Raw genomic sequence first — 14,213 nt, 5'->3', positions numbered from 1 at the left:
TTTTATTCCCGAAAAAACGGGTAGCCCTAGGAGGCTGTCGGGTTTAGGGATTCGTAACGAGACGAGTGGAAAATCGAGGACAGTTTTTCGATCTTTTGAGGCGCATAGTGGTGCTACGCAACGAAAAAGATTGGAAAAATGGACCGATTTCCCACTGTCGCAGTAGAATTTTCCTAAACCCGACAGCCTCCTAGCAAAAGAGCTACCCGTCTTATGACATAAAATACTTAAATCCAAACGTCATTGCGGATACGTTTGAACTGCCAAGCCTATATCAGCCTTCCTCTTTACTTTCGGCAACGATGTCTTCCAGATTTTCTTTCTGATTCAGAACGAAATCCTTGCTGGCATCAACCGCTTTTGTGGTACTGGCAATAATTTCTTTACGATATTTAAATACCATATAACCTGCAACGACACCCAAACCAAAGACCAAAGCTGGATGTTTGGTTATTTTGCTCATCAGTTTTCCTCCTGTATTGACTGCTGCAGAGGCCATTGTGCCGGCAGCAACCTGTTTACCCATTGAATGGCCCGCGTGATGCGTGTGTGCAGCATGCCCCATCATTTTTGCATGATCATGTGAACCATGCCCGCCATGCGAATGTTTCATTTCTCACCTATATATTTGTTAATAATAAACTGCAAGAGCAGCAACCGCTTTCAATCCTATCCCTTTTTTTCAGTATTCTGATCTGAATATTCCGATACAATTTCAGCCTCGTGCAACATCTGATAAATCCCTTTGCATCCTTCACAACAAAACTGTTTCAGACCATTGACTGTCTTTAACTCAAAGCCTGTAATTTCAATATCCAGACCGCATAAATCACACGCTTTCTTTTCATTACTCATCAGTTTTCTTCATCGTTTGTTACTTAGACCATTATTATAAAAGTAAATAATCCCTAAAACACCAGTACCGCACCCATTTTTATTGGTAGAACGTAATTACTCGCACAGTAATCATTTAGTGGGCGTAGGGTATTGATTTTTAAGGACGCATAGATACATCCATGTAGCTCTGTGCAACATCCTTGTTGCACAAGCCTGAAAAATCAATACCCTACGCCCAGTGTTTCTGAAGGCGTGAGTAGTTACGGTAGAACTATAGGACAAGTATTATCTCATAAGTGCATGATAATAGAGCAATGCGTGATATTGTCGCCGCGAACGCCCCCCATAACCCGACAGACGCCTAGTGACAACTAAAACCTGATGAAGCGGCCCCTGAGTTATCATCCGAGCCAGAGCAGACCTTGCTCGACGCCCGCATCAAAGCAATCCGCAATGCACCGGTCAAACTGGCACCTAACCCCAAGCGCATGGCGACAGCCGGCACTAAAATCATGGAGGCGACAGCTAAACCTGCGCCTAATAGCATGGCGCTATGTTCTTGTGGCTCTACTTTTTTTACTGGGACTAATTCTTGACTCATGTTAACCTCCAATTAAAATCACTCAATTAGGAAATCAAGCACATTCCATACCAAACATAAGTCATTGATTTTAAAGAATCCTAAAAATCAATCCCACCAAAAATAGGTGATATACCCTATTTAAAGTGTGTTAAATAACATAGTTTAATTTTATCCAGCACCTCGCCCCGATCACACATTTTCATCCTCGCCACCAATGGTGAGAATGAAAAGATGCTCTAAAAAAATTCCTTATGAAAGCCAGCCTTATCCTTCAGTATGAGGTGCTGGGTTTACCGCTCTTAAAAAAGGGTTGCTTCGGGCAAAAAAAAACCGCTTAAAAAGCGGTTTTCTATTTTCTGAACTAGCAGAATAATGGTCAGAGCAATTAACGTTTCGAGTATTGAGGGCGCTTTCTCGCTTTGTGCAATCCAATTTTCTTACGCTCCACAACACGAGCATCGCGCGTCAGATAACCCGCTTTTCTTAATGGTGATCGTAGGGTTTCATCAAACTCCAGCAAGGCTCTAGCTAAACCATGACGAATTGCACCGGCCTGACCTGAAGGACCACTACCTTTTACGATAACATTAATGTCAAAATCGCCTGCTTTTTCCAATAATTCCAGTGGCTGTCTGGAAATCATTTCATCCGTTTTACGGCCGAAATATTGATCAATTGCTAAACCGTTAACGGTGAACTTGCCTGTGCCTGTTTTCGCATAAACACGCGCTACTGCACTTTTGCGACGACCAGTTCCATAATATTGAGCTGCCATATCTTAACCTTGCTTAAATTTCTAATACTTTGGGTTGCTGTGCCTGATGATTATGTTCAGGACCGGCATAAACTTTTAATTTCTTGAACATCGCACGACCTAATGGGTTGTTTGGCAACATTCCTTTAACAGCTGTATTGATGATACGATCTGGAAATGTTTTTCTTAATTTACCCAGGCTGACGGATTTCAGGTTACCAACATACCCTGTATGGCGATAATACATTTTATCGGCTTCTTTATTGCCAGTAACCGCAACTTTTTCAGCATTGACAACGATGATGTAATCACCGGTATCGACATGAGGCGTATATTCTGGTTTATGTTTACCGCGAAGACGTCGTGCAATTTCAGTAGCAAGGCGACCCAATGTCTTTCCTTCTGCATCAATCACGTACCAATCGCGCTTAACTTCTGCGGGCTTTGCACTAAATGTTTTCATTGTTAACTCTGTATCTGTTAAGGCTATCTGAAAGAGCGAGAATTCTACTCGAAAAACAAGCTCGCCACAAGTCAATTTTTATAATTTAATCTTCAACGCATGTAATTTCCGGTATAAATGCGTTCTTTCCATGCCGATTGCAGCGGCTAACTTGGCGACGCTGCCGCCGTGTTTTTCAAAATGATATTCCAGGTAGGCGCGTTCAAAATGCTCTCGCGCCTCTTTGAGCGGAAAATTGAAAAACTCAGGAATGGCGTCATTTTCCATTTTAGGCCCCTCAGAAATTGAGCCTAAGGCGTCTTTCACCTCATCCAGATCAATTTCATCACCCGCACCCAAAATCATTAACCGCTGCACCAGGTTTTTCAACTCCCGGACATTACCGGGCCAGGCATAATTGCGCAGAAAATTTTGTGCCGCCATGTTAAAGCGCCTGAATGGCAGCTTTTCCTGACTAAAAAAATAATCCGCATAGAAGTTCAGCAAGGCCGGCACGTCTTCGCTGTGTTCACGCAAAGGCGGAATTTCAAGCGTCACCACATTGAGTAAATAATAAAGATCCTGCCGAAAACGGCCGCTATTGACTTCCTCATCCAGATCCATACGGGTAGATGCCATCACCCGCACATCGACATTGACCGCTTCACTGCCACCTACCCGTAAAAACGAGCTTGATTCCAGTGCGCTCAACAAACGTGCTTGGGTTTCAGGATCCATGCCGGCAATTTCACCCAGGAACAAGGTGCCACCATGCGCTTGCTCAAGCAGACCACGATAAATTTTTCCCTGCCCGTCTTCGCGCCCGAAAAATTCGACGGCTGAATTTTCTGGTGCAATACTGCCGACCGAGACACTGATAAAAGGACCTTCTTTACGCGCGCTGTTATTATGCAAATAACGTGCATAGAGTTCTTTGCCAACTCCAGGTTCACCGACAAACAAAACCCGGGTATCGTGCTGGGCAAGACGCTTGATATGATCTTTCAAACGTTCAATAGCAACGCTTTTACCGATAGGTTCAATATCCAGCATAAGCTGTTGCTTCAGGCCGGCATTTTCTTTTTGCAAATAACTCGCTTCTAGCGCACGCTCGACAGTCAGTAATAATTTTGCCAGCGACAAGGGTTTTTCCAGAAAATCATAAGCCCCTAATCGAGTCGCTTCCACAGCCGATTCAACCGAGGCATGCCCTGACATCATCACGACCGGACAAAGATTAGGATCTTCTGCGACCCATTCTTTCAATAACGATATGCCATCACTATCCGGCATCCATATATCCAGTAAAATCAAAGCCGGATTATGGGCTTGTTTTTGAGCTTTTGCCTGTGCGGCGTTTTCCGCCATTTCGACGTGATAGCCTTCATCCTGTAATATTTCCGAGACCAATTGTCTGATGTCTTCTTCATCGTCCACGACTAAAATAGTCGGTTCCTGTTTTTTCATAGCCTGTTTACCTTAAGCTCCGGGTAGCTGAATCACAAATCCTGCCCCTTTATTATACGCACTATCGACCCAAATCACGCCGCCATGTTCTTCTACAACTTTTTTCACAATCGCAAGCCCAAGTCCGGTTCCTTTAATTTTATTGGTCACATAAGGCTCAAAAATACGGGTAATTTGGTCGCTTTCAAGACCTGTACCCTCGTCATAAATCGCTAACTCAACATAATCAAGATTATTTTTGTGGACTTGTCGCAACCGGATCTCTATGTGCCCTTTACCCTCCATCGCCTCTTGCGCGTTTTTAATCAGATTATGCAAAACCTGCCGGATATTATCCGGGTCAACCTCAACCGGAAATTCATTCCCTTCGGCAGCTAATGTGAAACGAATGTCAGATTGTAGTGCATACAAATTCATCACATCACGCACTAACTCCAGTAAATTGATGTTTTTAACCTGTTTTTTTGCAGGTCTGGCATATTCGGCAAAATCATCTACCATGCGCTTCATCGCTTCGACCTGCTGCACAATGGTTCGAGTCGAACGATTTAATATTTCCGCCGACTCCTCTGTTAGTTCTTTCCTTAATTTATGCTGTAACCGCTCGGCCGATAATTGAATTGGCGTCAACGGGTTTTTAATTTCATGTGCCAAACGCCGAGCGACTTCGCCCCAGGCGGCATTCTTCTGTGCCTGAATCAAATCGGTCACATCATCAAACACCACTACCGCCCCTACACGCAAACCATCTTGCGAAAACAATGGTGTACCACGACACAATAACTCCTGCCGACCATTAGGCCCCATGAAGGCAATCCGTCGCTCCCATAACTCATCCCCTTGCTTGAGTAAGTCGCGTAAAGTTTCGAGTAAATCTGCCATTTCAGGATAATCGTCAATCAAGGCATCTAGCTCCTGCCCGATAAATCGACTGACAGGGATATGCAAAATACGATAAGCCGCCTGATTGGCGGTTCGGATCTTGCAGTCGGCATCAAAACTGATCACGCCGGTGGTCAGATTGGCCAGAATAATTTCTAGATAAACCCGCTGGCTTTCAACCTCAAGACTGGCTGCACGCGCTTCATCCCGGGACCTGGCGATACGCTTGGTCATCAAATTGAAAGATTCGACCAGAAACCCTAAATCATCCTGTGCCAATACCGGCAATTGTTGCCGATAATGGCCTGCAGCCACGGCCTGCGTGCCTTTTACCAACTCTTTAACCGGTGCGACAATATTGCGAATCAAAATAAACGCCAACCAGATAGCGGCCAGCAGACTCAGTAATAACACCAACGACAAGGCCAATGAAAAACTCTGCTTCAACGACTTTTGTAAAAACCGCATTTCCTGATAACGGACAAAAGCAAATTCAATCGAATCGGCTAAATCCGCAATACGTACCGGCACCGTAAACAACGCCTGCAAGAATCGCGGCTCATCATTTTGAATTTTCTGAATCACTCGGATCTGGATACCTCCCTCCTCATCCGGCTCGATCGCATAATACTGTCCATTTTGCTTGAGCTGTAACCAAACTTGCTCATCTGGCAAATCCGGCAAAATATCGCTCGGATTTACGCTACTCGACGCAACAATTCGTCCAGAGCCGGTAAACACCGCCATTTCACTGGACTCGATCGTTTCCCGCCAATTAGCAATTTCAAGCGCCCTCAAGGTATCCGATTTATTGGCCAGCGCCGCCGCTACCAACCGTGTTTGCTTAATATGCCAACGCATGCGTTGATCGAGCGAGACCTGGCTCAATTCCAGCGCATCTTCCATCGCCCGGTCGATCTCGACATTAAACCAACTGTCGATACTCTGGTGCAAAAACTGCATGGAAAAATAAAATACAATCGCCGCCGGGGCCAAGGCCTGCAATACAAATAGACTCAACATTCGAAATGTCAGCCGTGACCCGGCTTCCTGTTTCCGCAACTGCCGTACCAGCGAATAGACATTGACCACCACCAGACAAAATAAAACCACCAATCCGATAGCATTGACCACCAACAGCCAGGAATACATTTCGCTAAGTTCGGAAGAGGCCTGGCTGGCAGAACTCATCAATTGCAATGACAACAGCACCAGGCCAAACAAGGCCATGGCCAACAGGCCGACCGGCAATTTTATTTTTGAAAAGGCCATACGCTCCAATCCGATGACAAGTCCCACTGCTGACTGAGCCAGGCCTCCGGTCGCAGCGGTGTAGGCAAGGCTTCACGGTCGAACACGACCTTAATGGCTATTTTATCCTCTGTGCCCACAGAGCCCGTACCGAGATTCACCTGCAAGCGAGACATTTCAGCCAGGGCATTATTCAGACTAGCAAACATCTCGACCTCGGGTTTGTCGCCACGCCGCACTGCAAACTGATTAAGTAAAGCCTGGTATTGCAATGTCAATGGAATTGTTTTTTCGGCACGAATTTCATCCCACCAGAACGTCCGTGATTTCAGCCATCGCAGCTTAACCTGCCAGCTCAGCGGCACGCCATGCAAAACCGCATCGGTCGCAGCCGGACTCAAGCGAAAATCCAGGCGTGCATTTAATATCCATGTTTGTTCAGCAGATCGGCTAAATTCAACAGAATATACGCGCACGCCGTATTCATCGGCGCCACCAGAAATCGGCAGCAAACCGATAACACTCATCAACACAGCTTTAGCTACGCTTTTGTAAGCGCGCATAATAAAATCCATCCATTGTGAGCTGGCCAGGTAATAGTTGACGACCGACTCGTTGGACCACACCCCAATCAGCATCAACAAGCCATTCCTCAGCATCAGCGTGTGTCGCCAAAAACGAGATAAGCTGTTGCTCATTCTCCTGTTTAAAAACCGAGCAGGTCGCATAAAGCAATACACCGCCCGGCTTTAGCGCTTGCCAGGCCAATTCCAGCATATGCTGTTGGGTTTCGGCCAAAGCCTCGATATCGCTGGGACGGCGCAGCAATTTAATATCCGGATGTCGTCGAATCACCCCCACGGCCGAACACGGTGCATCCAGCAAAATACGGTCAAAGGCTTGCCGACACCACTCGCCCGCCTGACTGACATCGACGCTCTGGCATTCGGCTTGTAATTTCAGTCGTGTCAAATTTTCCTGGACTTTAGTTAAGCGTTTTTCGGAAATATCCAACGCCAGTAGCTTGATATCTGGCTGACGCTCCAAAATTGCAGCCGTCTTACCTCCCGGCGCGGCGCACATATCCAATACAGCATCCCCTGGCCTGGTATCTAACAAAACTGCCGCTAGTTGCGCGGCACCATCTTGCACCGACACCAGGCCTTCGGCAAAACCAGGCAATTGTTCAACGGCAACAGCTTGTGTCAGGACAATGCCGCTATCGACAACAGCCAAGCGTTCGGCCGGAATATTTTCTGCAGCCAATAAAGCCAAATAGTCCTCACGGCTTATCCGCCCTAAATTGACTCGTAAGCTCATCGGGCCGGCCTGGTTATTGGCCTGTAAAATGGCCTCTGTTTGTGCCCCCCAGTCCTGTTTCAGCCGGTCAATCAGCCAGTCTGGGTGCGAATACTTGCTACACCAGGACTTATCTGCGGCGCTTTCTAAGGCATCCTGTTCCCGCAAATAATTTCGTAACACCGCATTAACTACGGCTTTTGCCCAACTTTTACGGCCTACGGCAGCTACGGTTTCGGCCACGGCCGCATGGGGTTTGACCCGCATCGAACGCAACTGAAACAAACCTGTCAGCAGCAGTAATTGAATATCGAGGTCTTTTTTACGCAGCGGTTTGGCCAATATTTGTTCCGCCAAAAATTGCAGTCGCTGATAATCCCGACACACGCCGTAGCACAAAGCCTGAACAAAGCCACGCTGCGACGAGGGTATATTGGTCAGAAAAACAGCTAATGCCTCGGTCAGCGATTGGCCGTCACCGACCACTGCCCGCAACACCTTAACCGCGAGCTGACGAGCATTGTTCTGTTCAGACATCAAACACCCAGTGTGACCGCATCAAGGTTATGCGCATTTTTAAACGCATGCACCGCCATACGTTTGCCACCGGGCAACTGGACTTCCAGCAAACGCAACCATCCATCACCGGTCGCCACATCGACGTGTTTGCCGTGATTTAAAACCACACCGGGCGCCTTTTCACAGGCTTCATCAATAACCTCCGCACGCCAGATTCTCAAGGGCTTGCCTTGATAATGTGTCTGCGCAACCGGCCAGGGATTCAAGCCGCGGATTTTTCGATTCAACACCCGCGCAGGTTGCGTCCAGTCCAACTCAGCTTCCGCTTTTTGTAATTTTTCAGCATACGTCACTTGAGATTCATCCTGAGGTTCCGGCTCAAGTGTTTGTGCCTCGATTTGCGGTAGAATCTTTTGTAAGCCTACTGCGCCGAGCTGCGCCAGTTTGTCATGCAATTCACCCGCGGTGATTTGCTCATCAATCGGGCAGACTTCTTTATGCAACATATCGCCGGCATCCAGTTTTTTTACGATTTGCATAATAGTCACGCCAGTCTCCTTGTCACCTGCCATCAATGCCCGCTGAATCGGCGCGGCACCACGCCAACGCGGCAACAATGAGGCATGCACATTGACACAGCCCAGCCGCGGTGTATCGAGTACCGCTTGGGGCAAAATCAAGCCATAAGCTACGACAACCATTAAGTCGGCCTGCAATGCCTGCAAATCCTGTCGGTCGGCCTCATGTTTGAAATTAAGCGGCTGATAAACCGGCACACCGGCTTCGGTTGCCGCCTGTTTGACAGGGCTAGGCGTTAATTTTCGCCCACGCCCCGCAGGCCGGTCGGGCTGGGTGTAAACGGCACAGACCTGGTGTTCGGATTGCAACAGCATGTTTAAGGTTGGAACGGCAAAATCGGGCGTTCCGGCAAAGATTATTTTCATCCGCCTTTCCGTTGCTGTTTATGTATTTTTTCCAACTTCTCTTTAATGCGCTTTCTTTTCAACGGCGACAAATAGTCCACGAACAACTTGCCTTGCAGATGATCCATTTCGTGTTGAATACAGACAGCTAACAATTCCTTCGCTTCCAGTTCAAATGGCTCTCCGTCCTTATTTAAAGCCCTAACCTTAATATGTTCAGCACGCTGAACCTTTTCATAAAACCCTGGTACCGACAAACACCCCTCTTCCGACTCTTCAACGCCATCTTTCTCGATAATCTCCGGGTTAATCAAGCACAACGGCGCATCTTTATCTTCGCTGGTATCAATCACAATCACTCGTTTGTGGACATTGACCTGGGTTGCCGCAAGGCCGACCCCTTTGGCTTCATACATGGTTTCCAGCATATCATCGACCAGTTTGCGAATCCCGTCATCGACGTTCTCGACAGGCTTGGCCACAGTTCTGAGCCGTTTATCTGGAAATTCTAAAATCGTTAAAATACTCACCCTGACTCCGGTTAAATCTATTCTTGGTCGGAAATTTTAGTCGATTGGCGTTTTAACCGCACTCTCACAATGAAATCGACAGATTCGAAAAAAAAGAGCACGAAGCATGCTAGAAAGTTCCATTTACAATTAAACCCCATGATACGTAAGGATTTTACACCTCATACTCTCCAAATATCATTGATGATACTGCGGACTCAATTGATGCACTGCATCGACCATAGCTTTGACATGTTCAGGATTAACATCCGGCAAAATACCATGCCCTAGATTGAAAACATGGCCCGAGCCTGTGCCATATTTTTCCAGAATCGTTCCGACTTTTTGCCGAATCACTTCAGGATTGGCATACAGTGCAATCGGATCCAGGTTGCCTTGCAAGGCGACTTTATCACCTACGCGCTGTCTGGCCTGAGCAATATCGGTCTGCCAGTCCAACCCCAAGGCGTCATAACCGGCATCGGCCATGGTTTCCAGCCACAGCCCACCGCCCTTGGAAAACAAGACGGTTGGGATTTGTTGGCCATCTTGCTCGGTTTTTAATAATGCCCGCACTTGCTTGGCATAGTTAAGCGAGAAATCTCGATAATCTTCGGTGCTGAGTACGCCGCCCCAGGTGTCAAATAACATGACGGCCTGGGCGCCGGCTTCGATTTGTGCATTTAGATAGGCGGCGACCGACTGCGCCAGTTTATCCAGCATCTGATGCATCAATTCAGGCTGTTCAAACAACATCGCTTTGACTTTTTGAAAGCTTTTGCTGCTGCCGCCTTCCACCATATAGGTCGTCAACGTCCAAGGACTGCCGGAAAAGCCGATTAACGGCACCCGACCATTTAATTCTTTCCGAATCAAACTGACCGCATCGGTGACATAACGTAACTCCGCGGCAGGGTCTGGAATCGGCAATTTTTCTATATCGGCACGCGTGCGCACCGGACGCTCGAACTTTGGCCCCTCCCCTTCGGAAAAATAAAGTCCCAAACCCATGGCATCGGGGATGGTCAAAATATCAGAAAACAAAATCGCCGCGTCAAAATCAAAGCGCTCCAAAGGCTGCAGTGTGACCTCGCACGCCAATTCTGGGTTAGTACATAGATTAAGGAAGCTGCCGGCCTTGGCCCTGACCTCCCGGTACTCTGGCAAATAACGGCCGGCCTGGCGCATCATCCAAACCGGTGTTTTATCAATCGGCTGTTTTAACAAGGCTTTCAAAAAAATATCGTTTTTTAAATCAGTCATTCGTTTTTAGGAAGTTAAGTCAAGGGGGAAGCAGGCTAAACTACCCTGCATTTTGTTGCTGTAAAACCCTGAATGATCGAATCCAGGCTTTTGACAGCGGCTTAGGCAAGCGTTTACGCGCCCTTTTAGCCGCCGAGCGACTTGGGTAATCACCTAACACCACCACATATTTTGTTGTACCCTGTTTTTGCACGGCAAAATAATGCATGTTTTTTTGCTGCGATGGATATTTACGGATTAACTTTTCGGCGCTTTCGTGCTGCGACAGTACCATGATCTGCAAGGTGTAGTGCTTGGGATTACGGCTTTTCAACCAATCCTTGCCCGTGAGGTGGGCTACGATAGGCTCAGGTTTTGGGGATACTTTTTTCACCGCCGGCGGCGTATCCTCTGGGGTTTTCTGCGCCACATCAATCGCTGGCTTTTGTTGATTCGCCGTCTTATCAACCGGTTTTTCAGTCTTTTTCGGTGGCTCAGGCTTTTCAGGTTTATTTTTTTGCTCTACGCGCAGCGGTGTCTCATCGGGAGCCGCCGCTGTATTTTGTAACGCAACAGCTTGTGTTTCTTGTTGTATCGTTGCCGGCACAGAAACATCATTTTCCGCCGCAGGCTTTTGTATGGCCGTCGTTTCGTTGTTAGTGCTATTCACTACGCTGCCGTTATCCCCATCATCCACCACAACTGCCGCTTGACCCACTCCGTTGTCTTGATTATCAGACTCGCCGGGCGCTTCGGCCAAAGGCTGAATAGTGTCATGTTGAATAGGTGTTTTAGCTGACTCCTCGACAACATTGGTACTATTTATCGCAGGTTCGGGTTGATACGCAGGACTGACCGGCGCCTGAATAACCGGTGTGGCCACAGAAATATCGACCGTGCGTTTTTTATACAAGGTTTCTGAGATATCAGTCGCTTGTTTTGTGGTCGTTTCAGGCTTGTGCCAAACCATCAGTCCGCCGGCGACGAGAAGGCCAGCCACGATTAAGGCACTACCACCCCATGCCAGCGATGAAGCCGGCTTGTAGTGTGATAAACGCGGCAATTCCTCGATAATTTTCCCCGGAATACCATGCGTTTTCTTGTACAGATTTTCAACCAGACCGTCATTGATGGCATTAAACGAAATCATTGCCCCCTGGCCTGCAGATAAATTTTGCAGAAATGCGGTGTAATGCCGAAGGCTCAATGGCGGTATCTCGATCAAGTGACAGTCACTAATATCGGGATCGGAACTGTTCTTTAGATGCAGTTCATCATGCGTCAATACCAACACCAAACGCAAACAATCGTACCGGCGGGCAAACTGAATCAGGCTGCTGATCAATCCCGGCACGAGGAAACCTGCATTATCGATAATCCAAACGACTTTTTGTGGCGTATCATCTAAATGGCTAAGCTTATCGCTCAGGCTTTCCCCTTCTACATCGGCAAGCTGTTGTTGCAATTGTGTGTTTAAACGCTCAAAACTCAGCTGCGCCGAGCCCTCGATACGACAAATACGCCAATGCGCTTGCTGATGAGCCTGCAATACATCCAGCAAAGTCGTTTTGCCAATACCGTCCGGCCCACAAATCACCAGAGGTTGACTCAAATTGTTGATCAAATGAATCAACAAATCGAGTTTCTGCGAGCGCTCTAAAGTAACCAGACGATGAATATTATCTAATGTCTGACGACTTTCTCGGTCTGCTGAATGATAAACGACATCATCATTTTCCGGCATAGCTATCTAAGGTTTCTTTCAGAATTGAGGTCTCTATATTAATGGGTAATGTCGCTTTCCCCAATGCTTCCAACAAAATCAGCCGAATTTTGCCATCGACATTTTTTTTGTCCACCGCCATTAAATCCAGGTATTGCTCGGTCGTCATCATCTCCGGTGGATCGACCGGTAACTTTGCGGCCCGAAACAGATTTAAAATTCTGTCAACATCAGCATCATTCAGCCAACCCAAGCGGCGCGACAAATCGGCTGCAAAACAGGTACCGATAGCGACCGCTTCACCGTGTAAATAGTGTCCATAGCCCATGCCCGTTTCAATCGCATGACCAAAGGTGTGGCCTAAATTCAAGGTGGCTCGCACGCCGGCTTCAAATTCATCTTCGGCCACAACCTCTGCCTTGTTTTGACAGGAGCGCTCAATGGCATAGGCCATCGCTTCATCATCGCGCGAGATCAGCGCAGATATATTTTGCTCCAGCCATTCAAAAAAGGGCAGATCTCGAATCAAGCCATATTTAATGACCTCGGCCAGCCCTGCAGACAACTGCCTGTCATCAAGCGTTTTCAACACATCTGTCGCCGCAATCACGCATTTCGGCTGATAAAAAGCGCCAATCATATTCTTACCCAACGGATGATTGACACCGGTTTTCCCGCCGACAGAGGAATCGACTTGCGCCAACAGCGTGGTCGGAATCTGAATAAAGTCGATACCGCGCTGATAACAGGCTGCCGCGAAGCCCCCCATATCACCGATGACACCACCGCCTAACGCAACTAGGGTAGCATTGCGGCTGAATTTAGCACGTAACAATTGATCGAAGATTTTTTCGACATAGGCTAATGTCTTGTATTGCTCGCCATCAGGCAAGATGACGGTTTCGACCTGAAACCCGTGCAAACTGTTTTTTATCGTCTCCAGATAAAGCGGCGCAATGGTTTCATTGGTTACGACAAGGACTTGACTGGCGCGAATATGCCCGGTCAATAAATCGGCATTCTGTAACAAATCCGGGCCAATATAAATCGGATAAGAACGGTCTTTAAGGTCAACCTGCAGGAGCTTCATGTTATCTATACTTTTTAAATTCGGTTAAAATCGCTTTAAGCGCGGCCTTACTCTGCATTATACCGGTATCGACGCTGAAATCAGCACACTCGCGGTACAACGGCTCGCGTTCCTGCAAAAGCTGCTCTAATCGTTGGCGTGGATTTTCGGTCTGTAACAAGGGACGCTGGGTATCTCGCCGGGTCCGCTGCAAAATGCGCTCTATCGAGCATTCAAGATAAACAACAAAGCCATTTTGCTGCAACTTTTGCCGATTCTCCGGACGTAAAATTGCACCGCCACCTGTCGCCATGACAATCTGGTCTAGACCGGTGAGATAGCTTATGATTTCCTGTTCCCGATCTCTAAAACCTTCCTCGCCCTCATACTCAAAGATCATTGGAATACTGACGCCGGTTGTTTCCTCGATGACGCGGTCGCTGTCGTAAAATGGCCATTGCAACGCCTGGGCTAGTTTCTTGCCCATCGTCGTTTTACCCGCCCCCATCAAACCGATCAGATAAATATTGTTCGCCTGTTTCATCCGCCTGTTTCATTACACAAAAAAAAGGGGCATCATGCCCCTTTCGATTTTAATAAATTCAAAGAGTTACAGCGCATGCGCTGGCAAAATGCTGTCAATTTGATTCGCTCGGGGCCGCAACTTCAACCACCGATAAATATAAATCATATAATAACACGATTAAAAATGC

Annotated in this window: 15 protein-coding genes; all 15 read right to left on the bottom strand. The window is 47.4% G+C overall.

Annotated elements, in window-relative coordinates; translation table 11 throughout:
• Nucleotides 1-274: 274 nt before the first annotated feature.
• The 15 genes from JEU20_RS10715 to aroK all read right to left on the bottom strand — a co-directional run bounded on the left by JEU20_RS10715 (nucleotide 275) and on the right by aroK (nucleotide 14,044).
• Nucleotides 275-613: a hypothetical protein gene (locus tag JEU20_RS10715; RefSeq protein WP_245395190.1), complete on the bottom strand. Its 339-nt coding sequence runs from the start codon at nucleotides 611-613 to the stop codon at nucleotides 275-277.
• 56 nt (nucleotides 614-669) lie between these two features.
• Nucleotides 670-855: a heavy metal translocating P-type ATPase metal-binding domain-containing protein gene (locus JEU20_RS10710; protein ID WP_198245707.1), complete on the bottom strand. Its 186-nt coding sequence runs from the start codon at nucleotides 853-855 to the stop codon at nucleotides 670-672.
• A gap of 343 nt (nucleotides 856-1,198) precedes the next feature.
• On the bottom strand, nucleotides 1,199-1,438 hold the full coding sequence (locus JEU20_RS10705) for a hypothetical protein (RefSeq protein ID WP_198245705.1): 240 nt from the start codon (nucleotides 1,436-1,438) through the stop codon (nucleotides 1,199-1,201).
• A 367-nt stretch (nucleotides 1,439-1,805) separates the two neighbouring features.
• Nucleotides 1,806-2,195, bottom strand: a complete 390-nt coding sequence (gene rpsI / locus JEU20_RS10700) for a 30S ribosomal protein S9 (protein ID WP_198245703.1) — start codon at nucleotides 2,193-2,195, stop codon at nucleotides 1,806-1,808.
• Nucleotides 2,196-2,208: 13 nt separating this feature from the next.
• Nucleotides 2,209-2,637, bottom strand: a complete 429-nt coding sequence (gene rplM / locus JEU20_RS10695) for a 50S ribosomal protein L13 (RefSeq protein WP_198245701.1) — start codon at nucleotides 2,635-2,637, stop codon at nucleotides 2,209-2,211.
• Nucleotides 2,638-2,715: 78 nt separating this feature from the next.
• Nucleotides 2,716-4,083, bottom strand: coding sequence for a sigma-54-dependent transcriptional regulator (locus tag JEU20_RS10690; RefSeq protein ID WP_198245699.1), 1,368 nt, complete (start codon nucleotides 4,081-4,083; stop codon nucleotides 2,716-2,718).
• A 12-nt stretch (nucleotides 4,084-4,095) separates the two neighbouring features.
• The gene (locus tag JEU20_RS10685; protein WP_198245697.1) at nucleotides 4,096-6,237 is read right to left on the bottom strand and encodes a sensor histidine kinase; all 2,142 of its coding nucleotides are present in this window, start codon (nucleotides 6,235-6,237) and stop codon (nucleotides 4,096-4,098) included.
• Nucleotides 6,219-6,779 carry a DUF4390 domain-containing protein gene (locus JEU20_RS10680; protein WP_198245695.1) on the bottom strand — a complete coding sequence of 187 codons (561 nt, stop codon included), beginning with the start codon at nucleotides 6,777-6,779 and terminating at the stop codon, nucleotides 6,219-6,221. The genes JEU20_RS10685 and JEU20_RS10680 overlap by 19 nt, the downstream gene beginning before the upstream one ends.
• Nucleotides 6,754-8,052, bottom strand: coding sequence for a 16S rRNA (cytosine(967)-C(5))-methyltransferase RsmB (gene rsmB / locus JEU20_RS10675; protein ID WP_198245693.1), 1,299 nt, complete (start codon nucleotides 8,050-8,052; stop codon nucleotides 6,754-6,756). The genes JEU20_RS10680 and rsmB overlap by 26 nt, the downstream gene beginning before the upstream one ends.
• Nucleotides 8,052-8,978, bottom strand: coding sequence for a methionyl-tRNA formyltransferase (gene fmt / locus JEU20_RS10670; protein ID WP_198245691.1), 927 nt, complete (start codon nucleotides 8,976-8,978; stop codon nucleotides 8,052-8,054). The genes rsmB and fmt overlap by 1 nt, the downstream gene beginning before the upstream one ends.
• Nucleotides 8,975-9,487 (bottom strand): peptide deformylase, encoded by a 513-nt coding sequence (def, locus tag JEU20_RS10665; RefSeq protein ID WP_198245689.1) that lies wholly within the window; start codon nucleotides 9,485-9,487, stop codon nucleotides 8,975-8,977. Before def ends, fmt begins: the two co-directional genes overlap by 4 nt.
• A 177-nt stretch (nucleotides 9,488-9,664) precedes the next feature.
• Nucleotides 9,665-10,729: a uroporphyrinogen decarboxylase gene (hemE, locus tag JEU20_RS10660; RefSeq protein WP_198245687.1), complete on the bottom strand. Its 1,065-nt coding sequence runs from the start codon at nucleotides 10,727-10,729 to the stop codon at nucleotides 9,665-9,667.
• Between the two features lie 40 nt (nucleotides 10,730-10,769).
• The gene (locus JEU20_RS10655; protein WP_198245685.1) at nucleotides 10,770-12,452 is read right to left on the bottom strand and encodes an SPOR domain-containing protein; all 1,683 of its coding nucleotides are present in this window, start codon (nucleotides 12,450-12,452) and stop codon (nucleotides 10,770-10,772) included.
• Nucleotides 12,439-13,521 (bottom strand): 3-dehydroquinate synthase, encoded by a 1,083-nt coding sequence (aroB, locus tag JEU20_RS10650; protein WP_198245683.1) that lies wholly within the window; start codon nucleotides 13,519-13,521, stop codon nucleotides 12,439-12,441. The genes JEU20_RS10655 and aroB overlap by 14 nt, the downstream gene beginning before the upstream one ends.
• A 1-nt stretch (nucleotide 13,522) precedes the next feature.
• The gene (gene aroK / locus JEU20_RS10645; protein WP_198245681.1) at nucleotides 13,523-14,044 is read right to left on the bottom strand and encodes a shikimate kinase AroK; all 522 of its coding nucleotides are present in this window, start codon (nucleotides 14,042-14,044) and stop codon (nucleotides 13,523-13,525) included.
• Nucleotides 14,045-14,213: the final 169 nt, after the last annotated feature.

Source organism: methane-oxidizing endosymbiont of Gigantopelta aegis (assembly GCF_016097405.1).
Taxonomy (GTDB): Bacteria; Pseudomonadota; Gammaproteobacteria; order Methylococcales; family Methylomonadaceae; genus Methylomarinum.
Note: the sequence above shows the minus strand (reverse complement) of the source record. Positions and strands in the feature narration are given on the sequence as shown.